Origin of the sequence: Methylobacterium sp. J-072 (assembly GCF_022829425.1) — a bacterium.
In the GTDB taxonomy this organism is placed as follows: domain Bacteria; phylum Pseudomonadota; class Alphaproteobacteria; order Rhizobiales; family Beijerinckiaceae; genus Methylobacterium.
Window position 1 is genome coordinate 1 of record NZ_JAKSYK010000072.1, and the last position, 22,731, is coordinate 22,731.

Sequence of the window (22,731 nt, forward strand, 5' to 3'; positions counted from 1 at the left end):
CGCGCGGCAGCGGTCGTTCGCCAGCGGGCAGCGCGGGTTGAAGGTGCAGCCCGGGGGCGGGTCGATCGGGTTCGGGATCTCGCCGGAGACCGGCACCCGGGCGCGGCCGACATGGGCGAGGTCGGGCACCGCGTCGAGCAGGCCTCTCCCGCACGGGAGAGGGGACCCGCGCCACATCCGGGGATGGGTGAACCCGCTCGCCCACACGGGACGCGGGCGGCGCTTCCCCTCATTCCCCCGCCCGCACGATCGTCGGCTCGTGCGTCACCGGAAAATTCACCGAGCGGGCGATGAAGCACTGCGCGTGCGCCCGGTGGTGCAGCGCCAGGGCCTCGGCGGCGTCCGAGTCCGCGGTGATCGTCACGCGGGGGCGCAGGGTGACGGCGGTGAACTGGCCGGCGCCGTCTTGCTCCTCGGTCATGCGGCCCTCGGCCCTGTCCGTGTAGGCCGTCACCACGATCCCGGCCTGGGCGCAGAGGCCGAGATACCAGAGCTTGTGGCAGGAGGAGAGCGAGGCGACCAGCAGGTCCTCCGGGTTCCAGCGGGCCGGGTCGCCCCGGAAGGCCGGATCCGACGAGCCCGGGATCGGGGGCTTGCCCGGGGCCGCGGCCTCGAAGGCGCGGTCGTAGCTGCGATAGGTCCGGGTGCCGGTGCCCCGGTTGCCGGTCCAGGTCACCGTGACTGCGTATGTGTGCTCTGTCTCGGGCATGGCTCCCTCCCGGCTGTGCGGCCTGGGAAGCGGGGCCGCACTCGGCTAGGCTCCCGGGCCGCGCCGCCCGGATCGAGTCGGGCGACCGCACAGCCTAGCAAAGCGCGCCGCAGCCGCCAGCCGGTCGCGGGCGCCGCCTGGAGGATCGACACGATGGCGCGCCGCTTCGTCACCCTCGACGTGTTCACCGAGCAAAAGCTCGCCGGCAATCCGCTGGCCGTGGTGCTCGACGCCGAGGGGCTCGACACGGCCGCGATGCAGGCGATCGCCGGGGAGTTCAACCTGTCCGAGACGGTGTTCGTGCTGCCGCCGAGCGATGCCCGCCACCGGGCGCGGCTGCGGATCTTTACCCCGGCGCGGGAGCTGCCGTTTGCCGGCCACCCCACCGTGGGCACGGCCGTGCTGCTGGCGCTGGAAGGGCCGTCCCAGGGGGATGCCCGGGCCTTCGGCCTGGAGGAGCGGATCGGGATCGTGCCCTGCGTGGTCGAGACCTTTTCTGACGGCAGCGGCGGCCGGGCCCGCTTCAAGCTGCCGGGCCTGCCCGAATATCTCGGCCCCGGGCCGGAGCCGGCGGTGCTGGCGCCGCTCCTCGGGCTCACGCCCGGCGACATCGGCACCGGCCGGCACGTCCCGAGCCGCCACGGGGTCGGGCCGAGCTTCACCTGCGTGCCCATCGCCTCGGTGGCGGCGCTCGACGCCGCCAGGCCCGCCCAAGGGCCGGAGGCGGAGGACGGGCTCTACCTCTACGCCCCCGACCCCGAGGCCACCGGCCAGAGCTGGCGGGTGCGGATGTTCGCGCCGCGTTCCGGCATTCCGGAGGACCCCGCCACCGGCTCGGCGGCGGCCGCCTTCGCGGGGGTGCTGATGCAGTTCGAGACGCTGGGGGAGGGCACCCACGACGTGGCGATCCGCCAGGGCGAGGCCATGGGCCGGCCGAGCGACATCGCGCTCCAGCTCACTATCGAATCCGGCGCCCTGCGCTCGGTGGAGATCGGCGGCGCGGCCGTCATCGTATCGGACGGACGTTTACGTGTCTGACGGCTTCCGGATCACCCGGCTGTCCGGCGTCACGGCCCGGCTCGTCGCCTACGACTGGCCGTTTCCCCGGGACAACGCGGCGGCGATCGCCGACCATTGGCAGGCGCGGCTCGCCCGCAGCCCCGGGATGTTCGACGGCACCGTGCTGCTCGGCTGCGCCTGCGCGGTCGTGGCCGGGATCGCCCGGGTCGACCTGTTCCCGGTGCGCTATTCGAGCTTCATCGCCTACCGGGATCGGGGACAGCATGAGGGCGGCGTGGTCAACGCCTTCGCGGCGATCGTGCCCTGGAGCGCGGACGGGGCCGTGCTGCTCGGCGAGATGGGCGCCCACACGGCCAATGCCGGCCAGCTCTACTTCCCCTGCGGCACCCCGGACCTCGACGACGTGCGTGGCGACGCGGTCGACCTCGCCGGCAGCGCCGCCCGGGAGCTCGCCGAGGAGACCGGCCTGGCCCTGCCGGAGGGCGCCGCGACGGAGTGGGTGATGCTCGCCGGGCAGGGGCAATGGGCCTTCCTGCGGCCGGTGCGGTTTCCCGAGCCGGCGGAGGTTTTGTGCGCGCGCATCGCGGCCCATCACCGCCAGGAGGCCGAGCCGGAACTCGCCGGGATCCACCTGGCGCGGGCGGCGGACGGTCCCGAGGCGGCCCAGATGCCGGGCTTCGTGCGGGCCTATCTGGCGGATGTTTTCGGGGGTTAGGGTGCCCTGGCGGCCGGCCCGGAGCCCCTTGCTGAGAGCCGCGATGCGTTCGATGCGGCGCGGATACCGAGGCTGACGCCGCCGATCAGCAGCACGACGCTCACGATCTCCGCCGTCGTGGGCAGCCGCTGCTCCAGAACGAAGGCGTACAGGATCGCGAAGACGGTCTCGGACACGATGAGATAGCCGAGGACCTCGGCCGGCAGGGAACGACTCGCGATATTCCAGAGCCAGGTCGCTGCCCACGACGACAGAAGCCCGAGGGCCGTTCCCCACAGCAGGAGCGGACCCGCGCCGCCGATCGATCCATGCCAGAGGCTGAGCTGCCCACCGGGCAGCAACGCGGCGACAGGAACAAGGGTGACGAGCGTGGCGATGCCGGTCAGCGCCGTCCAAGCGACGATGTTGGTCTGCTTCTCGTGCGCGAGGAATTCCGCATTGCGCACCCCGTAGAACGCCCAACTCGCGAGAGCTACGAGGGCCAGGACAAGCCCGGCCGGGGATGTCGCGACGACGGGCTCGGAGGCCTCAGCCCAGGTCGCAGGCAGGATGTGGGACAGGATGCCGCCCAGTATGAGCCATGCGGGCAGCACGAAGCGTCTCAGGGAAAACGTCCCGTTCCGAACACCGCCCAGCAGGGCCATCACGACCGGCAACGTGCCGATGATCATCGTCGGAAGCAGCGTACCGGAGCGCAGCAAAGCCTCGGATAGGCACAGATAGTAGATCGTGTTCCCGGTCAGGGCGAGCCCTAGGATGACCAGCCAATGTCTCCAGAGCGTCGGCAGCCACTGATCCCGACCCAAGAAAATCAAAACGACCCCGGAGGACAGGCCGAACACCGCATACCGGGCGACGGTCAGGTCGATCGGTCCAAACGGCGCGACGAGGCCAGGGGCAATGAAGGTCAGAGCCCAAAAGGCGCCGGCCATAAGCCCTGCTGCGATGGGCCAGATCATGTTGGGCGTCCTGATGGTGGGTCGGCGAGCGACTCCGAATGACGTCACGGACGCACTGCCATCTCAACAGAGCCCCGCCCGCGCCCACGCGGGCCGTACCGGGAGAGACAGCACACGCGGAATCATTCGCCTAGGCGATAGCTATACCCGTGCATGCGCTCCGTAAGAAACGAGAAAAAAGTCGGCCATTTCTTGAAATAAACACACACTACGACTGAAATACTTTTGCTTATCCAGAACTTATCGCAATCTCAAATCGGATTTAATTAAAGATCGACCATCCAGATTTCAAAAGATCCGGAGTCTAGATCTTCCAAGGGCTCGACGCAGAGGTCGGGCATCGAACTGCGCCGCTTCGGTACGACGCCGGAGGCTGTGCAGAGGCACTTCCGTCAGCCGCTCCGTCATCCCGGGGCGCCGCAGGCGAGCCCGGGATCCAGAGCCGCCAACGGTGCAAGTCATTGATCCGACAGTGGTTCTGGATCCCGGGCTCCGCTTCGCGGCCCCGGGATGACAAGGCGGGTGAAGGAGTGGTCGGGGGCCCCGAATCCCGTTGGAAGAATAGTATCTCCATATGCGGATGTGCTGCCGCAAAGACGTCTATCTTCTTTTATAAGCCGATTGCGGAAAACATCATTATCAAAACCGCCTGCAATACGGATCACCGTTTCATTGACTGCTTGAGCCGCCCCCATAAACTTCGCCGCTCCGCTGGATCGCTCGCGCCTCGTGAGCCGAGCAACACGACAGGCCCCATGCCCCTCCGCTTCCACGCCCCCCGTCCCACCCGCCGGCGCGCGGCCGCCTGGCTCGCCGCCGTCCTCGCGCTGTCGGCCGCCCCGTCCTTGGCGGCCGAGCCGATCGTGCTGCGGGTCGGCGACCAGAAGGGCGGCAACCGCTCGCTGCTCGAGATCTCCGGCTACGGAAAGGACCTGCCCTACACCATCGCCTGGTCGGAATTCCCCGCCGCCGCGCCGATCCTGGAGGCGCTCAATGCCGGCGCCCTGGATGTCGGCTACACCGGCGACCTGTCGCTGCTCACCGCCTACGCGGCCGGCGCCCCGATCAAGGCGATCGGCGGCACCAAGTCGGACCCGCGGAGCCAGGCGATCCTGGTGCGGCAGGATTCGCCGATCCGCTCGGCCGCCGACCTCACGGGCAAGCGCCTGGCCGGCACCCGCGGCGGCTGGGGCCAGTTTCTGATCGACGCGACCCTGGAGAAGGCGCAGATCAAGCTGGAGGACGCCACCTTCGCGCCGCTCAACCCCGTGGACGCCAAGGTGGCGCTGGTCGCCGGCTCGGTGGATGCCTGGGCGGTGTGGGAGCCCTACGTCTCGTTCGCGACCCTGAAGGACAAGGCCCGGGTGATCGCCGATGGCGCGGGCCTGACGCCGACCATCACCTTCATCGTCGCCTCCGACAGCGCCATCGCCACCAAGCGGGCGGCCGTGCAGGACCTGCTGGAGCGCCTGAACAAGGCCCGGCTCTGGTCGCTCGACCATCTCCCCGAATACGCCAGGAGCACCGCCGCGCTGACCCGCCTGCCCGAGGACGTGCTGCTCTCGGCCTACAGCGCGCAGCGGACCAGCCCGATCGGGATCGACGACGGCGTGGTCGCGGAGGTCCAGGAGGCGTCCGATCGCGCCACGCGCTACGGCATCCTCGGCAAGCGGCTCGACGTGAGCCGGGTGCTCGATCGCAGCTTCACCGCGCCGGCCCCGAACGCGAACTGAGGCGGGCCCCGCCGGCCCGAATTCGCACCGCAAAAATTCGCCCGCTCCGGCGGGAGCTTCGCTGTGCCCGGGACGTTTGCGTTGCAGTCCGGGTCACCGGCCGAGGCGTCCCGCGGCGCTCCGGCCGGTGTTCCGGGCTGCCAGCACCGGAGCTCCCATGGCCGACCCGACCCGTTCGACAAGTTCGTCCCGCGCGACCCGCACGCGCATCCAGGAAGGCCAGCCCTATCCCCTCGGCGCCACCTGGGACGGGCTGGGCGTCAACTTCGCCCTGTTCTCGGCCCACGCCACCAAGGTCGAACTCTGCCTGTTCGACGACCAGGGCGAGCAGGAGATCGAGCGGATCGAGCTCCCCGAATACACGGACGAGATCTGGCACGGTTACCTGCCGGATGCGCGGCCCGGCACGATCTACGGCTATCGGGTCCACGGCCCCTACGAGCCGAAGGCCGGCCACCGGTTCAACCACAACAAGCTGCTGATCGACCCCTACGCCAAGGGTCTCGTCGGCTCGATCACCTGGAACCCGGCCCTGTTCGGCTACCAGATGGAATCGGGCGACGACCTGACCTTCGACGACCGTGACAGCGCGCCGTACAACCGCCGCTCGCGGGTGATCGACCCGGCCTTCACCTGGGGCCGGCACCGCAAGCCGCACGTGCCGTGGGAGAAGACGATCTTCTACGAGGCCCACGTGAAGGGCATGACCAAGCTCGATCCGCGGGTGCCGGAGAAGCTGCGCGGCACCTATGCCGGCCTCGGCACCCCGGACGTGCTCGACTACATCAAGAGCCTGGGCGTCACCTCGGTGGAGCTGCTGCCGGTGCATTCCTTCGTGCAGGACGATTACCTGCAGCAGAAGAACCTGGTGAATTACTGGGGCTACAACACGATCTCGTTCTTCACCCCCGCCCGGCGCTACGCGGCGGTGCCGGATTTCGCCTTCTCCGAGTTCAAGGAGATGGTCTCGCGCTTCCACGGCGCCGGCCTCGAGGTGATCCTCGACGTGGTCTACAACCACACCGCCGAGGGCAACGAGAAGGGCCCGACCCTGTCGTTCAAGGGCGTCGACAACGCCTCCTACTACCGGTTGATGCCGGGCGAGCCGCGCTACTACATCAACGACACCGGCACCGGGAACACCTTCAACCTGTCGCATCCGCGGGTACTGCAGCTGGTGACCGATAGCTTGCGCTACTGGGCCACCGAGATGCGGGTCGACGGCTTCCGGTTCGACCTCGCCACCATCCTGGGCCGCGAGCCCTACGGCTTCGACGAGGGCGGCGGCTTCCTCGACACCTGCCGGCAGGACCCGGTGCTCAACGGCGTCAAGCTGATCGCCGAGCCGTGGGATTGCGGCCCCGGCGGCTATCAGGTCGGCGGCTTCCCGCCCGGCTGGGCCGAGTGGAACGACCGGTTCCGCGACGACGTGCGCGCCTACTGGCGGGGCGATCCCGGCCTGCTGCCGGACCTCGCCGCCCGGGTCTCGGGCTCGGCCGACAAGTTCGACAAGCGCGGGCGCAAGCCCTGGGCCTCGGTGAACTTCCTCACCGCCCATGACGGCTTCACCCTGCACGACACGGTGGCCTACAACGAGAAGCACAACGAGGCGAACGGCGAGGGCAACCGCGACGGCCACTCGCACAACCTCTCGAACAATTACGGCGTCGAGGGCCCCACCGACGACCCGGAGATCAAGGCGGTGCGCCTGCGCCAGATGCGCAACATGCTGGCGACCCTGTTCCTGTCCCGCGGCACCCCGATGCTGCTGGCCGGCGACGAGTTCGCCCGCACCCAGGGCGGCAACAACAACGCCTATTGCCAGGACAACGAGGTCTCCTGGCTCGACTGGGGGGCGATCGGCGACGAGCAGCGGGACCTGGCCGAGTTCACCCAGCGCCTGATCATCCTGCGCAACGCCCTGCCGATCCTCAGCCGCGGACGCTTCCTCACTGGCCAGTACGACGAGGAGTTCGGGGTCAAGGACGTCACTTGGCTGCGCCCGGACGGGGGCGAGATGGCCAGCGAGAACTGGTCCGAGGGGGCGGCGAAGGCCTTCGCGGTCCAGCTCGACGGCCGCGCCCAGGCCACCGGCCTGCACCGCCGCGGGGGCGACGCGACGCTGCTGATCATGTTCAACGCCCACCACGACCTGGTGACGTTCACGCTGCCCGAATCGCCCAACGGCATCGCCTGGACCCGGCTGCTCGACACCAACCTGCCCGACAGCCAGGACGTGGAGAGTTTTTCGTTCGGCAAAGGCTACGACGTGACCGGTCGCTCGCTGCTGATGTTCGTGCTGAAGCCCGAGGACACCCCGGGCGACGACGCCACCGAGATGGAGCGCTCCTACCAACACGTGATGCAGGCGTTCGAGCGCGCCAACGTGGAGAGCGTGCACTTCCACCTCGACCCGGAGGCGTAAAACACCCGGGCGGGACGGTTTTCGTCCCGCCCGGGCACCATTGCCTTGCGCCCGGCGGCGCACCCGGCTAACAGCACCCCACCGCGCGGCCCTGGTCGCGCCCGGCGCTCTTGCGCTCGGGCGCCCTGTCCGCGGCCGGAGGGGTGGCCGAGTGGTTGAAGGCGCACGCCTGGAAAGTGTGTATACGGGAAACCGTATCGCGGGTTCGAATCCCGCTCCCTCCGCCATTTGACCCGCAATAACCGTTATTTTGCAACGAGTTAGCGGCTTTCATCTCAACCCTGCTTACAATTGTACCTACAGGCCGCTCGCACGGGGATGCGCGAGCGTCACCCGACGACGTGGTGGCATCCTCGTCATGAGGAGGATGCCTTGGTCTACGTGCTCATCATCATGCTGGCCGGATCCGGCTCGGGTTCGGGCTCTGCGATCGGGTCCATCGACTTCAACAGCAAGCATGCGTGTGAAGAGGCGGCAAAAATGATCGCTGAGTCGAACCGCACGTTTTCTGGCGCTACCGCCGTGACCGTGTGTGCAGCCAAGGGGTGAGCCCGCTCGGGGTGCGCGAGCGGCGTTCGTGAGGGGCAGCATGTTCCTTGCTACGGGTATGAGGTCGGTCTTTCCCCGACCTTCCACGCCCGCCCACCGTTTGCCCCTCAGCGACAAGGGCGGGCGTGGATGCCGTGAGACCGCCGAGACGGGAATCACCGCATCGGCATCAGCCGCTCTCGCCAGCCGGCGCGCTGAGCGAAGGTGTCAGCCAGGACCACGCGAGCGCGGGCTCGGGCGATCGCCTCGTCAGCATGCCTCTCAAGCATCTCGGCCCGGCTGTACTCGGCGAGGGCGAAGCGCAGGTTGGCGAAAGCCATGAGGGAGAAAATCAGGCGCATAGGACGACCACCTCCCGCAGCAGCGTGAGCAAGGCGCGGTCGGCATCATGATGGCTCATGCTGAGGTGCTGACCATCGCTGGCGAGTACGATCCTGGCTTTGGCAGCGAGATCGGATAGGCTAGCGGAAGCCTCGTCAGCAACGCGGTTCAGCACGTCGTCAACGCGATCAAGATCGGCCTCCAGGCGTTCGTCCGGCCAGTCTCGATCGTCCGGCGCGGGGTTGTTGATCCAGGCGAGATGAGACACGCCCCAATCGCAGGCGCGCGCTAGATCGGAAGGGCCGGCTATCGCCGCGCCGCCCGCGAGGGGAAGCGCAGCGAGGCCGAGGATCAGGCCTCGGCGGGATGCGGGGGCTGTCATCGGCCGCCCCTGGTCTGCTCAATGGCGAGCTTCCACTGGCGCTCCACGTTCTGGCCGAGCAGCTTGAGTTGCTTGCCTGTCACGTAGACGCCGTTGCGGGTCAGCTCGACGTCGCCGCAGCCAAGATCCATCAGGAGATCGCCGTAGCGCTCGACGTCGGCGACGGCCTCCTCAAGATCGAATAGCGTGCTGAAGGCGGGGTGGCGCTCGGTCATGCGAACCTCCGCGCGTAGGCATTGAGGTTGCCGCCCATCGCCAAGAACCGCTGATTTTGCTCGGCTTCCCCGGCCCAATCCGCGATGCCGTTGTCGTCGCCGGCTTCGCGATCACTGCCGGGCCAAGGATCACCTGCGAAAATCGCGGCATTGACCGTCAGACCGCATAGGCTCGGTTCGAGATCGGGCTCTTCATCGTGCGGCTCATCCTGGATATCGCCGCCGTGCTCGTTCTCGTGCTCGCGGTCGTCTCCAGCATCTTCCTCGCGGTCGTCTCCGCTGCCGTAGACCCAATCAAGGGCCGGGCCGACAGTGAAGGGCTCGGAAGCCCCAAGGCTGGGCTCGGCCTCCGGGTCAGGGTCGAGCGCATCTAATAACGCCAGGTCCGCCTCGATCCTGTCCTCGATCCGGCGGCGCAGCTCGGCGGCCGTTACGGGGATCCCCGTTTCGGCGAAGAAGCGGTTCAGGCCGTCCTGGATGGCGGCGATGGCCAGGTCGGCAGGATCGGCCGCCCGCATAGCGCGGATGGCTTGGGTGACGGGGCCCAGCTGCCTGCCGGACCCCTGGCCTAATAAGGGCCGCGGGTTGCCGGACTGGGGTAATAAGGGCGTGCGTGTGCTATGGGCGTAAGTAGCCATCTGCGAAGATCCCAGGCGTTGATGGTCAGGCCCGCGCGGTGTGTCCAGCACCGTTGCGGGCCGTTTGCTATTGCTAGCAGACCGCTTATAGTTGCTCACATTCCGAGCGTCAACTAGCATCTGCTAACAATGTCAGAGACACGTGAGAAGCGATCCGCGCCCTTGGGTCTTCGGATCTTGCCGTCGCTCAAGGAGGCCCTCGAACAGGCGGCTGCCGAGGATCATCGGCCGGTCGCCTCCTACGTCGAGAAGCTCCTCACCGAGCACCTGAAGGCGAAGGGCTATCTGAAGTGACAGGGCCTGCCGTGCCGCCCGAAAAGCTGGCCGAGGTCGCCGGGCTGGCAACGGCACTCGCTGACCGCATCCTTGAGCAGCACGCTGCCGGCACAACGATCGCACCGAACCAATTCCACATGCTCGTCAACGCCACCAGGATGCTTCAGGACAACGGCGTCCCCTGGCCGCCTTCCGTGGAGCATGTGCTGATGGAAGTGGCGAAGCGCGCCGAGCCGGCTGAGGTGGCTCCACACGCTGGCCCGGCTGCGACTAAGGGTGACGACGTCGTGGGGCACCTGACGCAAGTTCTCCATGCGATGCGGCGGGCGTAAGGAAGCGAACATGCGCATGGGGCGATCGAAACACAGGCTATCCGAGAGCCCGACCCAGCACGTGTCGGATCCGAAGATCGTGGCTCTGAGGCCCCGCAATCGTCGACGCTCTCCCTATCCGGGGGCCGAGGCGGCCAAGAAAATCGGGTTCTCGGCCGTGACGCTCTTCGTCGTCGTGCTGGCCAGCGGTTACCTGCTGCGCCTTTGGTAGCCGCCCTCGAAGCCGCCGGCGTCATCTTCATCAAGGAGAATGGCGAGGGGCCGGGCGCGCGGCTGCGGAAGAGGGGACTCATTGTCGAAAGCGTTCTACCGGCAAAGAGCTAGCCAAAACGCCTGCGATCTGAAAAAACATTCGGCAGATTAGGACACTCCTGCGAGGCAGGGCCGGTTATGGCGAAGAACACAGGGGATGGACACAGAAAGGGGACAGTGAAAAGCCGTGTTCAATTGAAAAATCCGATCAGCGGCAAGTATGTAAAACTTGACTCCAATACAGGGCGTATTCTTTCTGAAAAAAGCACGGCGGGGCCTTTTAAAGGTATCCGCGACATTACGAAGAAAAAGTAATGTCGCTGGTATTTTCGCCCATGGACGAGTCGGTGCTAGATACGCCACCGACAAAGCTCTATCCAAAGCATGCGTTTATAATGCGGCAGCTTGGAGAGCCTGCACAGATTGACGAGGATATCAATAAGCTCGTCAAAAAGGTATTTAAGAGCCGGGGCTTTTCCACTGTAGATGCGACTAGCTCTGTAGGGGCAAAGGATTTTCTATCCCGTATCCTAAGTCTTATTCGAGGCACTGGTTTTACCGTCGCAATCTTCTCAGAGGATACGCGCCCGCGATCTTTGGCGAATATCGCTCTTGAACTCGGGTTTGCTGCAATGTGCGGCAAGCCGCTTTTGATAGTGAAATCAGCTAAGGCAGAAGCTCCGTCGGATCTAAAGCGAACTGATTGGCTCGTGTATGACCCCAATAATACGGCAGAATTTACTGCTACGTTGAAGCTAGCTCTCGACGAAATTGAGAGTTATGCTGAATTTGAAAGCGTCGGGCTTGAGGTTGCAATAAATGGCAACAACACAGATTGTGCTGTAGCTTTTGAGAGGGCAAACAAAGCTTTTCTCTTGAGTGGAGATCCAAAATTTATCAAATCTGCTGAAGATATAATTCGTAAATTAGAGGGATTTCCGGAGGATATCAAAATTTCGGACATTGATCGGCTAAGAGATGAAATTAATACTTTCATTCTTCAGGCAGCTCGCGCGGTCGACGTAGCAAGCTCCAAAAAATCGACTCCCAAGTCCTCACCGAAATCATCTAAGACGGGCGATCAAAATGGAAAAATATCTGCCGGGAACCATTCAGCAGATTAATGAAATTCCTGCTGGATCATGCGTTCTATTTGCGGTGCATCAGAAGGCGCGGGTAGGTTTCATAGTCGAGATCGGCGACGGACAGCGCGGCATTCTTGACATTGAAGCGAAGCCGAAGGACGGCAATGAGCGTCCCGCTATCTATCTGCTAGAAAGCTTCTCCGGTGAGCGCGCCTTAGTGTACGCAGGCGCTAGAATTGTGCCCGGCATAGCTCCTGAATTGATCGGATTTGGGTATCACGGCAGTGGCGGATCGTCGAAAGCTTTATATTTATGTGGAACTGAAATTATTGTGTTGGCGGAGTTTCAGCAACGTAGGATGAAGGTCAACATGGAGTCCGGCCTGATTTCGCAACTCGATGTTGCACATGGTCTTCATTGCTTGCGCTGGCAAATTCAGGTGCCGGACGTGGACGGCGAGTTCCGCAAGATAGCGGAGTTCTCGGCGTAGTTGGTAAAGCGAACCCAATATGCTGGGGCAATGCGCAAAGTGGAAGATCACATGGCCGATTTCCCAAACCAGATGAGTCAGATAAAGCCTTGGTTCGGTAAGCGCTATCACTTTGAACCGCAGCAGGACATCACCGCATTTGAGCTCTCACAAATCCTGATCTTTATTGGTGAGCAGACCCGAGATTCGACTGTCGCTGGGTGGAAGGAGTTTCCGAACGGCGTTCCCGCACCTCTCGACCGCCACTTCCGCATGCTGGAATACTAGCCCCTCGACACCGTCATCCCGGCAGCTATCCTCCCGCCATGCGCACAGCCATCGCCGCCCTCGCCTTCGTCGTCGCTGCCGGTGGGGCGCGGGCAGCCGAGTCGGTGCCGAAGTTCAAGCCAAACACCCTCTATCCAGATGCCCGGGTCTCGCTTCTGAGCCTCGGCTGGCGGCCGGTACCGGCATTGAGCAGAACATGCGACCAGCGCGAGAACACCTGCGAGGCCTATCCGGAAGCTGAAAGCTGCGCGCCATTTGGAGCCGCGGCGTGCTCGATGCTCTGGAAGCGGGGTGAGCAACTCATCAGCGTCATGACGATCGGCGACCACGACATCCTGGTCCGGTCCGCATCGTGCCGGTCCGGCTGCTAGCCCCTTCAGCGAACATGTGACGGGCGGACTACCTCAACCGGAAGGAGCGGCGCACCCCGTCAGGAGCGCGCCGCAAGTTGGCTCGCGGTCTCCTCGACGAGCAGTGGTCGTGGGCAAAGCGCGGGCCAAGCCAGAGGTTCAGGATCTGTAAACACGACAACGCTATCACGGGTCTGTGAGCCATGACCGGCGCAGGATCCGTGCGATGCCTCAGCTGCTGCAGCGCTTCGTCCGAGATGAGAACGGCGCCACCGTGATCGAGTACGGCATGATCGCCGCCCTGATCGCCGTCGCGATCATTGCTTCCCTCAAAGTCGTCGGTTCGCGGCTTGGTGCCAAGTTCAGCGCCATCGCCGGCAACTTGAACTGATCCGCGTCGAAGGACTGGGGTGGGCAACTAGCCTGGAGCGCCCCTTCCGCTCGGCCCAGCCCGGATCTGCTCACGGGGTGGGGCGGAAGTCGGCCGATCAAAAGCGGCGCATGTAATCTCCGAGTTCGGAGCTCATCCCAGCCTGGAAGCCGATGTGCCATGCTCGGACGTCAGCAGTTCGCATGCCGGCCTCCTGATGCCCCCGGGCCACAATGATCCCGACCTGCTCGATCCGGCGCACGACGCCCTCAACGCTGCCTGTCTCCGGGCTCAGCGTCTTGATCATCTCGCTCGTCGCAAGCCGGCCAGCTTTTTCGCCTCGAGCGATGGGAGCTAGCGGCTTGCTATGCGGTGGCATGGGTCTCGATTGCCTCATCTGTGTGAGCTGATTCGCAACTTGGCGCGGGGGTACGATGGCGGACGGCGGTTACCGAGCTGTGCTGGTTGTGCGAACCCAAGGGTCCCGAGCCGGGATTCGGCACGAAAAAGCCCGCGCCGGCGGACCGGGCGGGCTGAAGTTTGTGATCCTGGCCTCGGGGGAGTCCTAGGGACCACGACGGACCTTACAGCGTTCGCCTTCGGATTGCATCGGGCGGCTTCTATGAGCCCTGCCTTGCCCTGAGCGTCTGCGCCAGTTTGAGAAGCATGATGCGGATGTGCGTTCGAAGCGGTGATTCGGCTGCCATAGTCGAAACTACGCCTAGAGGGCGTGCGAAGTTTCAGCTGCTCACCTATCGATACACGCAGCTACGTCGAAAGATAAGCAGGAGCTGGGAATAATTTCGGCACTGCTAGCCAAATGACGTAGTGCGGTGCGCGCATCAATTTTGCTGATTTATTGCTACGGGATGATTCTTGATTTTCAGCAGAATGCTTCTGATGTGCGCTCGCAACTTCTCTTTGTCCTCGGACGCCTTGCCGATGTTCTTTGCAGCTTCTGGTTTATCAAACGTCGACATGGCTTGTGCCCCAAATAAGGAGCGCCACCTCAGCGGCCTTATGGCCTTTGTTCGGAGGGCGATCGCCGGTATCTGTAATGGATCCCCTCGCCAAAATCCCGACATAATTGCAACTCGCGTGTCGAATTCACGTTTGAGATATTTTAAGTTTATCATTGTTTCTGAATGCTGTTGTAATGTTTGAACTACGTAGTTGCACGCAAGAAGCCCTTCCGAGGGTCGCGACACGCGGGAGGCCTAATTGTCTGAGCGCTTCTACTTCGACATCGAGAACGGCGAAGAAATCCTCCGTGATGAGGAAGGTGTCGAAGCGTCCAGCTTTGAAGAGGTGATGGAAGAAGCGCGGAGCGTGATCCAAGAAATGGCGGTTGAGGTGACGGGTGACAATCCAGGTGAGATGTGGACGCTAGTCGTGCGAGCTTCGGATGGATCGCTAGTCGGGCGCTTGCCGATCAAAAACTAGGACATTCGCCTCGATGTTCGGGACAAGGTCGATTTGAGCTTGCCTCTGTAAACGGTCCGCTGCCTTCGATAATCCATAGCCACGCATTTCCTGGTGCCCGGCCTCAATCCGCCCGCCGCATCTGCGCCCCGCTCCGCTGCACGACGTCCTGGAACAGCTTGCCGCTGGCGGTAGCTCAGTCAGCCTTCCGCATCTGCGACCCATTCTGAGTCCGCACTTCTTGGAACAGGTTGCCGTTCACGCTGGTCCGGGCCTTCGCCTCCGGTCCGGCCTTCTCGATCACGGTGGTGACGCTGCCATTTACCTGCGACCCGACCACACCTGCCTGGGCGGCCGCGGCACCCACCCGGGCACCATCTAGGCGCATCTGTTCCCGCTGAGCATCCTGCTTCGCGCGAGTCGCCCGTAGCGCGATACCGAGGTCGCGGGCTGCCCGGCGATCGTCCTCGTCGGAGTAGAACGGCTTCTCGCCTTGGCGACGCTCATCGTTCGGATCGGCTAGGACTTCCGCGCGGCGGGTGAACTGGCCCTTCATCGCGTCGCGGTGGCGCTGCGCCTCCGCCATGGTAACCCCAGGCGCATTAGGCATTCCCTCGGGCTTCAAGATCCGAGGGCGACCGTCCGGAAAGTAGTTAGCATCTCTACTGTCGGCGCGCTCTGCAGTGGCTCCAGCACTCTTGGGAACGAAGCCTCGATAGAACTGCTGCCGTTCTGCGATCGCGCGACGGGTGTTCTTTGGAGCTTCATAATTCTCGACCAGGGCACCCAGGATATCGTTCGGGTTGTCGCTATCGAGAGCGCGGGCAGTCCGCCGAAACCGTGGGTTACTCTTGATCTCGTCGATCGCGGCCCGGGTCTGGTCCGTGACCGACATGTCCTTCGGATACGCCCCGAACTTCCGCCGGATTGCCTCTGCCCGCTGTGGGTCCCACTGCACGATGCCCTGAGACATGTGCTTGCGGTCCCAGTGGTGGTCCCTGGGGTTGCGCAGGCTCTCGCCCGACATGTTGGCGACCAGGGCGCGTGCAGCGACGTCGGACAGGCCCTCGGCGCGGGCTGCGCGATAGGCCTCCTGCTGGTTGGCGGCCAGGCCGCCCCGGGCGACGCTGGCTCCCCCTGGCCCCATCGGAGGCATGGGCATGGGCGCGATGCGCGGCCGGCCGCCGCCCAGACCGTTGAACCGCCCGCCGCCGGCCGCCCCCTGCTCACCGCCGTAGCCCGGTCCGGAGCCGCCCCCCGGTAGGTTCGCGCCTCCACCGTATCCGCCGCCCCCGAAGCCACCCGGCCGACGGAAGCCCCCGCCGAACGCGGCCGACTGGACCGTGGCCCCGCCGAACAGTCCGCCCTGGGTGTCCATGGACTGCTTCTGGACCGTGGCGCCGCTCCGGCTGGCCTTCATCTCGTCGGTCAGACTGTCGATCGAGCGCCGCAGCTTGTCCGACGACTCGAAGTCCTTCTGCCGTTGCTCCGGCGTGCGCTCCTGGAGGGCTTTTAACCGGCCCTCGGCCTCCTCAAGCTGCTTTTTCCGGCCCGCATCCAGAAACGACGTATCGATCGAAGCGCCGCTCTCGAAGTCGACCATCGGTCGATCTATCTGCCGGCGCAGTAGGTCGACCTCCTCCTTGGCTGCGATCTCATCATCACCAACCCGCGGCGCTACGGCGCGAGCAAGTGGGCCGGAAGCCCCGTCGAGACCGCGAGCGGCCTGAGCGTACTCACCGCCGCGGATTGCGTGGATTGCTTCTGCAATCTCGTGCATCGTCTTGGCGAGCGAACCGGCCAACGCGGTGCCGGCCTGCAGGCCCTTCACAGTATCCTCGCCGAACTGCTTCCAGTTGATTTCGCCAAGTTCCTTCTTCACGCCTTGTAGGCCTTCGCGGAGGGACTTGGTCACGTCGGCGCGCTGGCCCGAAACGAGGTTGTCCGCCCACGTCGTCAGCTCGGTGGCCGGGCCGAGCACCTCCCGCGCGATCGTCGTGCCCAGCCGCTGCATCGAGCCCTTGAGGCTGCTCACCGACCGGTCGAACTTCTCTGCGTCGATGATGTCTTCGGGCTTGAACTCGCCCAGCTTCTCCCGGGCCTTCTTGAACAGATCCACCACCTTGCCGAGGTGGCCATCCGCGAGGCGCCCCAGGTCCTGGTTGCCGAAGAACTGCTGAGCGAAGATGCCCCGCTCCACCGGGTTGCGAATCGTCTCCATGAAGGACAGGGCCTTTTTCAGCTTCTCACCTTCATCCGAGGTGTGCTGAAGGTCCGAGGCGAAGTCCTGGAATGCTTTTCGGCCGGCCGCGTCCGTACCCTGCCGCATGACCCAGTTGAACGCCTCACCCGTCCCGCGAGAGAACGTCCGCATCTGGGCGGCAAAGTTCTTGGCGCTGTTGGCGACGGCATCCTGCTCGACGCCGAACCGGCCGGCCACGGCGCCGAACTCCTGAAGGGTCTTGGCCGCTACGCCGGTCTCGCGCGACAGCTGTCCGAGCCCCGTGAGGTTCCCCGTCAGTTTGTTGAGGGCGTTAGAGATGCCGGCCACCGCGGCGCCGGCCGTCAGCCCCGTGACGCCCAGGGCTGCGAACGCTGGGTTCACGACGCTCGACGCCGTCCGGGCGGTGGACTGCATCGCCCCTTCGACGCCCTTGAACCCCTTGGCGAGCATGTCGCTGTGGTTCGCGCCGGTGCGGCTGACGTCGAGCAGCTGAGACCGCAGGGCCTTCAGGGGTCCGGAAAACTTGTCCTGGACCTCCGCCTGCATGCGCAGGGCTTCATCCGCCATGGGTCGCTCCTAAGCCTGTGATGGGGTGGGCGCCGCGTGCTCCAGCGTGGCCGACATCGCGTCGAGGACCTGCGTCGCCGTCTGCACCGTCGCGAGCAGGTAGGCCGCGGTCAGATCCTCGCAGCTCACATCCGGCCACCGCGCCGCGATCGTTTCCAGAACCTCGGCCTTCCACGCCGCCTCTGTGTCGCCGATGCCGGTGCCGAGCAGGAAGTCGGCGATCTCGGCGACGCGGGTCATGGTCACTGCACCCTGTCGGCAATGGCGGCATCGACGGGGGCGGTGCGCAGGATCGCGTCGCACTCGGCCACGTCGAGGTCAGTGTGGAGCGCGAGGTACCGGGCCTGCCGCTCCCGCAGCTCGCTGTGCGGGCCGGTCATGATCGCCCGGCACCGGTCGCGCTCGGCCTCGCGGGCGAGGCGTTCGCCCTCCGAGCGGCCTTCCTCTCGGGCGTCATCACGGATGGCGTCGAGGTCGAGGCGCCTCATAGTCACGGCCGCCGGGCGTGGTTGACGTTGTTGGTGGCGCCCTGGGCGTGCCAGCCATCCTCCAGCGCCTTCGGGAGGTTCACGAGCTGGACGAGGCCGGGGCGGACCATGCCGCCCTCGTGCCGGGTGCTGCCGGGGATCGTCCGGTAGAACGTCCGCACCTCCCTGGTCTTCGTCGTGTCGATCGTGCCGTCCGGCTTGTACGGGTGCGGGAACTGGGTCGGCTCGCCGTTCTGCGCCTCGTTGACGTAGGCCTCGAAGGGCTGCTCCCGGTCCGGCGTAACCACCTTCGTAGCCGGGACGCTGCGGCCAGAGGCGACCTGTGGGCCGGGGATGCCGTGCTCAGCCGCCAGGCGCTCGGCCTCGGACCACTCGGCCAGGAAGGCGGCGATCGCGTCGGCGTGCGCGCTGTAGCCCTCGGGGATCTTGCCGACCACGGCCTGCACAGCGGTCTCGGCCTCGGCCTTCCGGCGGACCTGGGCCTCGGCCTCCTCACGCTCCCGGTCCTCGGCCTCGCGCGCCTCGGCCTTCGCCAGTTCGTCGGCGAGGTCTGCGAGGCGAACATCACACCGGGCCGCGACACGGCCCATACGAGCGATCTCGGCATCGTGGGCGGCGTGGCGATCGTCGTCGCCCGTGCGCAGCACCTCGGCGGTCCCGGCCATCAGCGCCTGGATCTGGGCGTTCGCGGCATCGGCCTCGGCCTGAGCTGCGGTGATGTCCTTGCGCACGCGCTCCGAGGTGCGGGCGGTTGCGCGGGTGGTGGTCGTGCCCAAGGGTCTGTCCTTCCGGTTAGAGGGTGCGGCCGTCCCGACCTTGACCGCCTCTTCACGTCCGGGGCGCGGAGGTCGGGTTCCCGTTGTTCGACGGGCCGCAGGCGCCGTCGCTCGTTGCCCCGAAGTCAGTGCCGGCGCCTCGCAGGCTGCCGGAGGGATGCCAACACGGCGTCGACCGTCGATTCCTCGATCTCGGTGCTGGCCGGACCGGTGCTGAAGCTGGCCGCCGCGGGCGGGGCGGCGGCGCTCGCCGTCGCAGAACTGGCGGGCTTCGCGCCCCGCATCCCGCGGTAATGCGCCAGGGCCTGGTCGACGGCGTTGCCGACGTCGCCGCCACTACCGGCGGTGCTGGCCTGCGGCGCGGCGGCAGCCTTGCCGACGTTCGCCTCCAGGTCGCGGATCTGCTCGGTGCTCAGGACGACAGAGCCGTCCTTGCCGGCCTTCTCGGCGAGGAAGGGGTACGCCGCGAACAGGTGCGGGTGACTGTTCGCCGAGACGACGCTGCCCTCGACCTTCGCCTTCGGCTGTGATGCCTGGACCCTGCTCACGACGTCACGCGCCTGGGCGAGCGGGTCGGCCGGCGCAGCCTTAAGCGCCGAACGGATCTGCTCTGGGGTCATCGTTGTGGCCGATGCCAAGTGCTGCGCAAGCCCCCCGCGCCCCTTGGCTTCCGGCATCGCCATCACGGCTCTCAGTCTGTCCTGGCTCATCCGCTCGCCTCGATCTGTCGGGCCGCGCACCCGCCCCGGTGATAGGAGCGCGGCCCGTCCTGCCGCCGCGGATGCCAGGGACCAAGGAAGAACCCGGCGGGCGACGGAAGGATCTCTGAACTACGGCGGTGATCTTCGGCCGGCAGGAGCGCCCTGTACACTGGACGCATTTGGACATTTTGCCTGGACATTTCGGGCGGCTACTTTCTCGACGTAGTCGCGTCGGAAGAACCACCGGTTGTCCAACTTGACGCCGGCGCCGCGGCGGGCGCGCTTCAGGGCCGCCCACTGGTCGAGCCCCATCGTGGCCTGCGCCACCTTGATCGGGATGAGGTCGTCGGCAGAGGCCACCAGGGGCAGCAACGTGGCCTCCATGCGATCGAGGTCGGCCCGCTGCCGGGCGATCTCGGCCAGCGCGGCGCGGATCTCCGCAGTATCAGGGCGGCCCATCGTCAGTCCTCCTTATCCTCGATCGCGTCGACAGTGGCGCTGACGGACTGTGCGGCGGCGGCGAGCTCAGGGCCGGAGCTAAGTTCGAGCAGGATCAGATCGACCTCGGCAGCGATTAGGGCCTGAACCTCGGAGGCAGTTCGCAGGACAGCCGCTTGAGGTGCGACCCGTGTTGGAAGGCCGAGCATCTTGTTCCGCATGCGTCGGAACTCAGCCACTGCCAGGGAGATAACAACGTCGATCAGAACGACCTTGCCAATGGCGATGTTGTTCTTGATCTCGGCGCTGATCGCCAAGGCTCGATCTTTCCTAGCCCGCTCCTGGGCCGGGTCCATGTTGCCGACCGGGATCTCAGGCACGGCGCGGATGTGGTCGAGGTAGGCCCGCACCGCCGCGATGAGCGGATACCGGCCACGTTCGGCCTTCGGGATGATGCCGTCCGCCGCCAGCTGCTGGACCCGCCGCGGCGTCAGATCGAAGGCGCTGGCGAGCGTCGAGACCGGCACCATCAGCGCGGCGTCGGCCGCATCAGCTGCGAAATCGGTCGCGTTGGATTTCGCTACCATCGAGCGATCCTCCCTGTGTGTGCGATGTCAAATTGGATTTGAGGCGCGAAGCGAAACGCGCTGTAAAAGTTTGAACCTGCGGAGATTGCGAGGTCGCGCGTAACCCCCTCCTGCCGGGGGTGGTCCCAAGGACCCACTCGACCCCTCCGGCGACCTGGGTCCTCCCTCGGGATCTCTTTCGACCCGCGCGGACCGGTCACCACCCCGGCTGCCAGGCTGATGACGGGTGTCATGATCACCTCCGCTACAGCACCGGGACAACCGGGACATTCGGGACATTTGTCCCGTCCGTCCGGGGTCCGCAGCGGGACGGACGGGACAGGGACACTAAGGAGTGTCCCGTCTGTCCGGGCGGATGTCCGGTTAGTCCGCATCCGGCTTCAGCCAAAGGTGATCGACGCCGGTAAGCTCGACCGAACCGATGAGGTCGCGGCCAGTCGCGCTCTGGATCGCACGGTTGAAGGCCTTGCGCTTCGCCTCCGCTCGCTTCCCGCTATCCTCGCCGTCGACAGGATAGGTGGTGTAGAAGGCATCCCGCACGCGCTCGAAAGGTGCGGCGCGAACCTCGGCGGCTTCGGCCCCGTAGGGCCATGCTCGCATGCCGTGCTCATCCAGGGCGGCGGTCAGCGCCTGACGGAACACCTTGAGCGACGTCGGCCAGTGTTCCTTGGCGATTGCGGCTGCAGCGGCCGAGGTCCGGTCCGTCTGCCAGTTCACGATGCACGTGGTGATCGGCTCTCGATCGCGAGTTTCGCCGATCGTAATCACCTCCAAGGAGTAGGGGATTTCATAGCCCGACCGGCCGCCGCGGACCTTTCGGATCGCCATGCGCGTGTTGCTGATGCCGCCCGCCTCATCCCGGTTGGCGAGCATGGCAAGTACCACGTCGGCGCCAGCCTCCTTCGCCGAGGATCCCCGGGTGCCCGTCTCGACCGCTTTGCCGAAGTGATCGACGCCCAGCACGAAGGCGCCGGTCTGGTGGCTCAGGGCCTCCATGGCGTTCATCACCCGCTGCGCCTCGGCGGCTGAGTTCTCATCCATGAAGCCGGCGCCGGCTGCGACGGTGTCGATCACGATCAGAGCAAGCGGCAGATCGAAGGCCTCCAAGAGATGATCGGCGGTCAACCTGGCCACGGTCACGAGCTGCGGCACCGCATCGGCGTCGAGCAGGCGCGGGCATTCCTCGATCCACGCAAAGGGCAACCGATCTGGGGCGTTCGGCCCAAGCTTGCCTTGGACGATGCCGCGAAGCCGGATCGGGATCTCGACGGCTCCTTCCGGCGCGATGAACAGGACGCCGCCCTGCCGCATCACGCGCTTCCCCGCGAACGGGATACCCATCATCACCGACGTGCTGAGGTCCAAGGCGCCGAAGGTCTTGCCGGCACCCCACTGGCCAGCTTCCAAGCCCTTGCCCTTCTCCGGGATGAGATCTCGAACAAGCCATGGGCGGTCGGCATCAGGATCGACGTCGCCGTGCCACCGCAACCGGATCCCGCGTGTCTCGGCCACAACTGCCTTGAGGGGCGTCAAACGCTCGATGGTGTAGGAGGGCTCAGGCAAGACGCACCTCCCGCAGGTCGTTGAGATCCGCGCCGGCCGCCCGCGCCTTGACGCGGAACACCTCCCGCCCGGCTGCCCGCCACCGCTCGGCACAGGCGTCGGCGGCACGCTCGCCGGCCGGGTCGTGATCGACGGCAAGCCACAGGCATTCGATGCCGGACAAAGCCGGGAAGCCTGAGACGCCGGCCGTGTTGAGCAGGGCCCAGGCCGGCGAGGCGCCGAACTCCGGCAACTGCTGCAGCGACAGCACCGACTCAATGCCCTCGCCGACGCCCAAGCAGGTGCTGACCTCAGCGTCCGCTGTCAGCTTCACCGCTCCGCCGGCGAGTGGCCCTAGCGCGAGCCGATCCTTGCCGTTCACCTCGATCTTCTCACCGCCGAGGCTCAACCCTGTCCGGTGAATGGCTTGCGGCGCGTCGGAGGCGATACTCCGCACCAGGGCGATCATCGCCGGCACGCGCTGCCCCGCGAAGGGGCACGTCGGATGAAACCGCAAAACTTCGGCGGCATCGGAGGGAAGGGCGAGGCCGCGGTGGGCGAGGTACGCCTGGACCGGTGTTCCCACCGGCGAACCGGCCTCGCTCCAGATGCGCAGCGCGGCGGCGGCGCGTTCAGAGGATGAGGGTGTAGTTTCAACTACGCCCACACGAACGGCGGATGGCGAGGTAACCCTCTCTCGCGGCAGAGAGGGGGCACGAAGCCCCAGTCGGGCCCGGACGTAGTCCCGGCAAATGCCGAAATCGTCACCGGCGTGGCTGAACAGGGTGAACCCGTCCGGGGCCGAGGCCGCGAAGGTGATCGACAGGGACCTGTCGCGGGGGCTGTGGCCGGGCCCGGGGCAGAGCACGCCACGGCCGGACACCTCACCCCCGAGTGC

The 22,731-nt window shown here is 65.8% G+C and carries 31 protein-coding genes, 1 tRNA gene and 1 pseudogene; 16 read left to right on the plus strand and 17 right to left on the minus strand.

Annotation, left to right across the window (positions count from 1 at the left end; all coding sequences use genetic code 11):
- Together MKK67_RS06655 and MKK67_RS06660 are read right to left on the minus strand one after the other, a co-directional pair.
- Window positions 1-192, minus strand: a pseudogene (locus MKK67_RS06655) (oligopeptide/dipeptide ABC transporter ATP-binding protein); the annotation flags it as partial.
- A 37-nt stretch (window positions 193-229) separates the two neighbouring features.
- The gene (locus tag MKK67_RS06660) at window positions 230-709 is read right to left on the minus strand and encodes an OsmC family protein (protein ID WP_243962943.1); all 480 of its coding nucleotides are present in this window, start codon (window positions 707-709) and stop codon (window positions 230-232) included.
- Between the two features lie 153 nt (window positions 710-862).
- On the opposite strand from MKK67_RS06660, the gene MKK67_RS06665 reads away from it, so the two are divergent.
- Together MKK67_RS06665 and MKK67_RS06670 are read left to right on the plus strand one after the other, a co-directional pair.
- Window positions 863-1,747, plus strand: a complete 885-nt coding sequence (locus MKK67_RS06665) for a PhzF family phenazine biosynthesis protein (protein WP_243962945.1) — start codon at window positions 863-865, stop codon at window positions 1,745-1,747.
- Window positions 1,740-2,444, plus strand: coding sequence for an NUDIX hydrolase (locus tag MKK67_RS06670; RefSeq protein ID WP_243962947.1), 705 nt, complete (start codon window positions 1,740-1,742; stop codon window positions 2,442-2,444). Before MKK67_RS06665 ends, MKK67_RS06670 begins: the two co-directional genes overlap by 8 nt.
- Here the strand turns inward: MKK67_RS06670 and MKK67_RS06675 are convergent.
- Complete coding sequence (locus MKK67_RS06675; RefSeq protein WP_243962948.1) at window positions 2,441-3,403, minus strand: DMT family transporter; 963 nt, start codon at window positions 3,401-3,403, stop codon at window positions 2,441-2,443. The two genes, MKK67_RS06670 and MKK67_RS06675, sit on opposite strands and share 4 nt — an antisense overlap.
- A gap of 755 nt (window positions 3,404-4,158) precedes the next feature.
- Here MKK67_RS06675 and MKK67_RS06680 point away from each other — a divergent pair.
- From MKK67_RS06680 to MKK67_RS06695, 4 genes are all read left to right on the plus strand, one after another.
- Complete coding sequence (locus MKK67_RS06680) at window positions 4,159-5,136, plus strand: ABC transporter substrate-binding protein (protein ID WP_243962949.1); 978 nt, start codon at window positions 4,159-4,161, stop codon at window positions 5,134-5,136.
- 157 nt (window positions 5,137-5,293) lie between these two features.
- Window positions 5,294-7,561, plus strand: coding sequence for a glycogen debranching protein GlgX (gene glgX, locus MKK67_RS06685; protein WP_243962950.1), 2,268 nt, complete (start codon window positions 5,294-5,296; stop codon window positions 7,559-7,561).
- Between the two features lie 137 nt (window positions 7,562-7,698).
- Window positions 7,699-7,788: transfer RNA gene (locus tag MKK67_RS06690), tRNA-Ser, on the plus strand.
- 145 nt (window positions 7,789-7,933) lie between these two features.
- The gene (locus MKK67_RS06695) at window positions 7,934-8,110 is read left to right on the plus strand and encodes a hypothetical protein (protein WP_243963043.1); all 177 of its coding nucleotides are present in this window, start codon (window positions 7,934-7,936) and stop codon (window positions 8,108-8,110) included.
- A 155-nt stretch (window positions 8,111-8,265) separates the two neighbouring features.
- On the opposite strand, the gene MKK67_RS06700 is transcribed toward MKK67_RS06695, so the two are convergent.
- Genes MKK67_RS06700 through MKK67_RS06715 form a run of 4 tightly spaced genes read right to left on the minus strand, consistent with a single transcriptional unit; the run spans window position 8,266 to window position 9,666 of the window.
- A complete protein-coding gene (locus tag MKK67_RS06700) occupies window positions 8,266-8,430 on the minus strand; it encodes a hypothetical protein (protein ID WP_243962951.1) in 165 nt (54 codons plus the stop codon).
- Between the two features lie 11 nt (window positions 8,431-8,441).
- The gene (locus MKK67_RS06705) at window positions 8,442-8,813 is read right to left on the minus strand and encodes a hypothetical protein (protein ID WP_243962952.1); all 372 of its coding nucleotides are present in this window, start codon (window positions 8,811-8,813) and stop codon (window positions 8,442-8,444) included.
- The gene (locus tag MKK67_RS06710) at window positions 8,810-9,028 is read right to left on the minus strand and encodes a hypothetical protein (protein WP_243962953.1); all 219 of its coding nucleotides are present in this window, start codon (window positions 9,026-9,028) and stop codon (window positions 8,810-8,812) included. Before MKK67_RS06710 ends, MKK67_RS06705 begins: the two co-directional genes overlap by 4 nt.
- Window positions 9,025-9,666: a hypothetical protein gene (locus MKK67_RS06715; RefSeq protein WP_243962954.1), complete on the minus strand. Its 642-nt coding sequence runs from the start codon at window positions 9,664-9,666 to the stop codon at window positions 9,025-9,027. Before MKK67_RS06715 ends, MKK67_RS06710 begins: the two co-directional genes overlap by 4 nt.
- 162 nt (window positions 9,667-9,828) lie before the next feature.
- Between MKK67_RS06715 and MKK67_RS32550 the strand changes: the two genes are divergently transcribed.
- The 9 genes from MKK67_RS32550 to MKK67_RS06755 all read left to right on the plus strand — a co-directional run bounded on the left by MKK67_RS32550 (window position 9,829) and on the right by MKK67_RS06755 (window position 13,109).
- Window positions 9,829-9,960, plus strand: a complete 132-nt coding sequence (locus MKK67_RS32550; protein ID WP_279601478.1) for a hypothetical protein — start codon at window positions 9,829-9,831, stop codon at window positions 9,958-9,960.
- Between the two features lie 11 nt (window positions 9,961-9,971).
- Window positions 9,972-10,274 (plus strand): hypothetical protein, encoded by a 303-nt coding sequence (locus tag MKK67_RS06720; RefSeq protein ID WP_243962955.1) that lies wholly within the window; start codon window positions 9,972-9,974, stop codon window positions 10,272-10,274.
- A gap of 10 nt (window positions 10,275-10,284) precedes the next feature.
- Window positions 10,285-10,485 (plus strand): hypothetical protein, encoded by a 201-nt coding sequence (locus MKK67_RS06725; RefSeq protein WP_243962956.1) that lies wholly within the window; start codon window positions 10,285-10,287, stop codon window positions 10,483-10,485.
- A gap of 179 nt (window positions 10,486-10,664) precedes the next feature.
- Entirely contained in the window at window positions 10,665-10,841 is a 177-nt protein-coding gene (locus MKK67_RS06730) for a hypothetical protein (protein ID WP_243962957.1), read from the plus strand.
- Between the two features lie 20 nt (window positions 10,842-10,861).
- Window positions 10,862-11,650: a hypothetical protein gene (locus MKK67_RS06735; RefSeq protein ID WP_243962958.1), complete on the plus strand. Its 789-nt coding sequence runs from the start codon at window positions 10,862-10,864 to the stop codon at window positions 11,648-11,650.
- Window positions 11,613-12,101, plus strand: a complete 489-nt coding sequence (locus MKK67_RS06740; protein ID WP_243962959.1) for a hypothetical protein — start codon at window positions 11,613-11,615, stop codon at window positions 12,099-12,101. The genes MKK67_RS06735 and MKK67_RS06740 overlap by 38 nt, the downstream gene beginning before the upstream one ends.
- Window positions 12,102-12,152: 51 nt before the next feature.
- Window positions 12,153-12,368 carry a hypothetical protein gene (locus MKK67_RS06745; protein ID WP_243962961.1) on the plus strand — a complete coding sequence of 72 codons (216 nt, stop codon included), beginning with the start codon at window positions 12,153-12,155 and terminating at the stop codon, window positions 12,366-12,368.
- Between the two features lie 38 nt (window positions 12,369-12,406).
- Window positions 12,407-12,739, plus strand: a complete 333-nt coding sequence (locus MKK67_RS06750; RefSeq protein ID WP_243962963.1) for a hypothetical protein — start codon at window positions 12,407-12,409, stop codon at window positions 12,737-12,739.
- 205 nt (window positions 12,740-12,944) lie between these two features.
- Complete coding sequence (locus MKK67_RS06755) at window positions 12,945-13,109, plus strand: Flp family type IVb pilin (protein WP_243962965.1); 165 nt, start codon at window positions 12,945-12,947, stop codon at window positions 13,107-13,109.
- 97 nt (window positions 13,110-13,206) lie between these two features.
- On the opposite strand, the gene MKK67_RS06760 is transcribed toward MKK67_RS06755, so the two are convergent.
- Entirely contained in the window at window positions 13,207-13,395 is a 189-nt protein-coding gene (locus tag MKK67_RS06760; RefSeq protein ID WP_243962966.1) for a hypothetical protein, read from the minus strand.
- Window positions 13,396-14,309: 914 nt separating this feature from the next.
- Between MKK67_RS06760 and MKK67_RS06765 the strand changes: the two genes are divergently transcribed.
- Complete coding sequence (locus tag MKK67_RS06765) at window positions 14,310-14,531, plus strand: DUF6894 family protein (protein ID WP_243962968.1); 222 nt, start codon at window positions 14,310-14,312, stop codon at window positions 14,529-14,531.
- 175 nt (window positions 14,532-14,706) lie between these two features.
- Here the strand turns inward: MKK67_RS06765 and MKK67_RS06770 are convergent, their stop codons facing one another.
- From MKK67_RS06770 to MKK67_RS06810, 9 genes are all read right to left on the minus strand, one after another.
- Entirely contained in the window at window positions 14,707-17,301 is a 2,595-nt protein-coding gene (locus tag MKK67_RS06770; protein WP_243962970.1) for a phage tail tip lysozyme, read from the minus strand.
- A gap of 9 nt (window positions 17,302-17,310) precedes the next feature.
- Window positions 17,311-17,541 carry a hypothetical protein gene (locus MKK67_RS06775; protein ID WP_243962972.1) on the minus strand — a complete coding sequence of 77 codons (231 nt, stop codon included), beginning with the start codon at window positions 17,539-17,541 and terminating at the stop codon, window positions 17,311-17,313.
- 2 nt (window positions 17,542-17,543) lie between these two features.
- Window positions 17,544-17,789 (minus strand): hypothetical protein, encoded by a 246-nt coding sequence (locus MKK67_RS06780; RefSeq protein ID WP_243962974.1) that lies wholly within the window; start codon window positions 17,787-17,789, stop codon window positions 17,544-17,546.
- Window positions 17,790-17,791: 2 nt separating this feature from the next.
- The gene (locus MKK67_RS06785; protein WP_243962976.1) at window positions 17,792-18,565 is read right to left on the minus strand and encodes a hypothetical protein; all 774 of its coding nucleotides are present in this window, start codon (window positions 18,563-18,565) and stop codon (window positions 17,792-17,794) included.
- A gap of 125 nt (window positions 18,566-18,690) precedes the next feature.
- On the minus strand, window positions 18,691-19,248 hold the full coding sequence (locus MKK67_RS06790; RefSeq protein WP_243962978.1) for a hypothetical protein: 558 nt from the start codon (window positions 19,246-19,248) through the stop codon (window positions 18,691-18,693).
- A 147-nt stretch (window positions 19,249-19,395) separates the two neighbouring features.
- On the minus strand, window positions 19,396-19,725 hold the full coding sequence (locus tag MKK67_RS06795) for a hypothetical protein (protein ID WP_243962980.1): 330 nt from the start codon (window positions 19,723-19,725) through the stop codon (window positions 19,396-19,398).
- A 2-nt stretch (window positions 19,726-19,727) separates the two neighbouring features.
- Complete coding sequence (locus tag MKK67_RS06800) at window positions 19,728-20,291, minus strand: hypothetical protein (protein WP_243962982.1); 564 nt, start codon at window positions 20,289-20,291, stop codon at window positions 19,728-19,730.
- Window positions 20,292-20,654: 363 nt separating this feature from the next.
- Window positions 20,655-21,854, minus strand: a complete 1,200-nt coding sequence (locus MKK67_RS06805) for an ATP-binding protein (RefSeq protein WP_243962984.1) — start codon at window positions 21,852-21,854, stop codon at window positions 20,655-20,657.
- Window positions 21,847-22,302 (minus strand): toprim domain-containing protein, encoded by a 456-nt coding sequence (locus MKK67_RS06810; protein ID WP_243962986.1) that lies wholly within the window; start codon window positions 22,300-22,302, stop codon window positions 21,847-21,849. The genes MKK67_RS06805 and MKK67_RS06810 overlap by 8 nt, the downstream gene beginning before the upstream one ends.
- Between the last annotated feature and the right edge of the window lie 429 nt (window positions 22,303-22,731).

What these genes read in the sequence shown, in the direction of transcription:
- MKK67_RS06660 (WP_243962943.1), bottom strand. Translation starts at nt 709, where the DNA reads ATGCCCGAGACAGAGCACACATACGCAGTCACGGTGACCTGGACCGGC.
- MKK67_RS06665 (WP_243962945.1), top strand. Translation starts at nt 863, where the DNA reads ATGGCGCGCCGCTTCGTCACCCTCGACGTGTTCACCGAGCAAAAGCTC.
- MKK67_RS06675 (WP_243962948.1), bottom strand. Translation starts at nt 3,403, where the DNA reads ATGATCTGGCCCATCGCAGCAGGGCTTATGGCCGGCGCCTTTTGGGCT.
- MKK67_RS06680 (WP_243962949.1), top strand. Translation starts at nt 4,159, where the DNA reads ATGCCCCTCCGCTTCCACGCCCCCCGTCCCACCCGCCGGCGCGCGGCC.
- glgX (WP_243962950.1), top strand. Translation starts at nt 5,294, where the DNA reads ATGGCCGACCCGACCCGTTCGACAAGTTCGTCCCGCGCGACCCGCACG.
- MKK67_RS06700 (WP_243962951.1), bottom strand. Translation starts at nt 8,430, where the DNA reads ATGGCTTTCGCCAACCTGCGCTTCGCCCTCGCCGAGTACAGCCGGGCC.
- MKK67_RS06705 (WP_243962952.1), bottom strand. Translation starts at nt 8,813, where the DNA reads ATGACAGCCCCCGCATCCCGCCGAGGCCTGATCCTCGGCCTCGCTGCG.
- MKK67_RS06710 (WP_243962953.1), bottom strand. Translation starts at nt 9,028, where the DNA reads ATGACCGAGCGCCACCCCGCCTTCAGCACGCTATTCGATCTTGAGGAG.
- MKK67_RS06715 (WP_243962954.1), bottom strand. Translation starts at nt 9,666, where the DNA reads ATGGCTACTTACGCCCATAGCACACGCACGCCCTTATTACCCCAGTCC.
- MKK67_RS06725 (WP_243962956.1), top strand. Translation starts at nt 10,285, where the DNA reads ATGCGCATGGGGCGATCGAAACACAGGCTATCCGAGAGCCCGACCCAG.
- MKK67_RS06730 (WP_243962957.1), top strand. Translation starts at nt 10,665, where the DNA reads ATGGCGAAGAACACAGGGGATGGACACAGAAAGGGGACAGTGAAAAGC.
- MKK67_RS06735 (WP_243962958.1), top strand. Translation starts at nt 10,862, where the DNA reads ATGGACGAGTCGGTGCTAGATACGCCACCGACAAAGCTCTATCCAAAG.
- MKK67_RS06740 (WP_243962959.1), top strand. Translation starts at nt 11,613, where the DNA reads ATGGAAAAATATCTGCCGGGAACCATTCAGCAGATTAATGAAATTCCT.
- MKK67_RS06745 (WP_243962961.1), top strand. Translation starts at nt 12,153, where the DNA reads ATGGCCGATTTCCCAAACCAGATGAGTCAGATAAAGCCTTGGTTCGGT.
- MKK67_RS06750 (WP_243962963.1), top strand. Translation starts at nt 12,407, where the DNA reads ATGCGCACAGCCATCGCCGCCCTCGCCTTCGTCGTCGCTGCCGGTGGG.
- MKK67_RS06755 (WP_243962965.1), top strand. Translation starts at nt 12,945, where the DNA reads ATGCCTCAGCTGCTGCAGCGCTTCGTCCGAGATGAGAACGGCGCCACC.
- MKK67_RS06760 (WP_243962966.1), bottom strand. Translation starts at nt 13,395, where the DNA reads ATGATCAAGACGCTGAGCCCGGAGACAGGCAGCGTTGAGGGCGTCGTG.
- MKK67_RS06770 (WP_243962970.1), bottom strand. Translation starts at nt 17,301, where the DNA reads ATGGCGGATGAAGCCCTGCGCATGCAGGCGGAGGTCCAGGACAAGTTT.
- MKK67_RS06775 (WP_243962972.1), bottom strand. Translation starts at nt 17,541, where the DNA reads ATGACCCGCGTCGCCGAGATCGCCGACTTCCTGCTCGGCACCGGCATC.
- MKK67_RS06780 (WP_243962974.1), bottom strand. Translation starts at nt 17,789, where the DNA reads ATGAGGCGCCTCGACCTCGACGCCATCCGTGATGACGCCCGAGAGGAA.
- MKK67_RS06790 (WP_243962978.1), bottom strand. Translation starts at nt 19,248, where the DNA reads ATGGCGATGCCGGAAGCCAAGGGGCGCGGGGGGCTTGCGCAGCACTTG.
- MKK67_RS06795 (WP_243962980.1), bottom strand. Translation starts at nt 19,725, where the DNA reads ATGGGCCGCCCTGATACTGCGGAGATCCGCGCCGCGCTGGCCGAGATC.
- MKK67_RS06800 (WP_243962982.1), bottom strand. Translation starts at nt 20,291, where the DNA reads ATGGTAGCGAAATCCAACGCGACCGATTTCGCAGCTGATGCGGCCGAC.
- MKK67_RS06810 (WP_243962986.1), bottom strand. Translation starts at nt 22,302, where the DNA reads ATGATCGCCCTGGTGCGGAGTATCGCCTCCGACGCGCCGCAAGCCATT.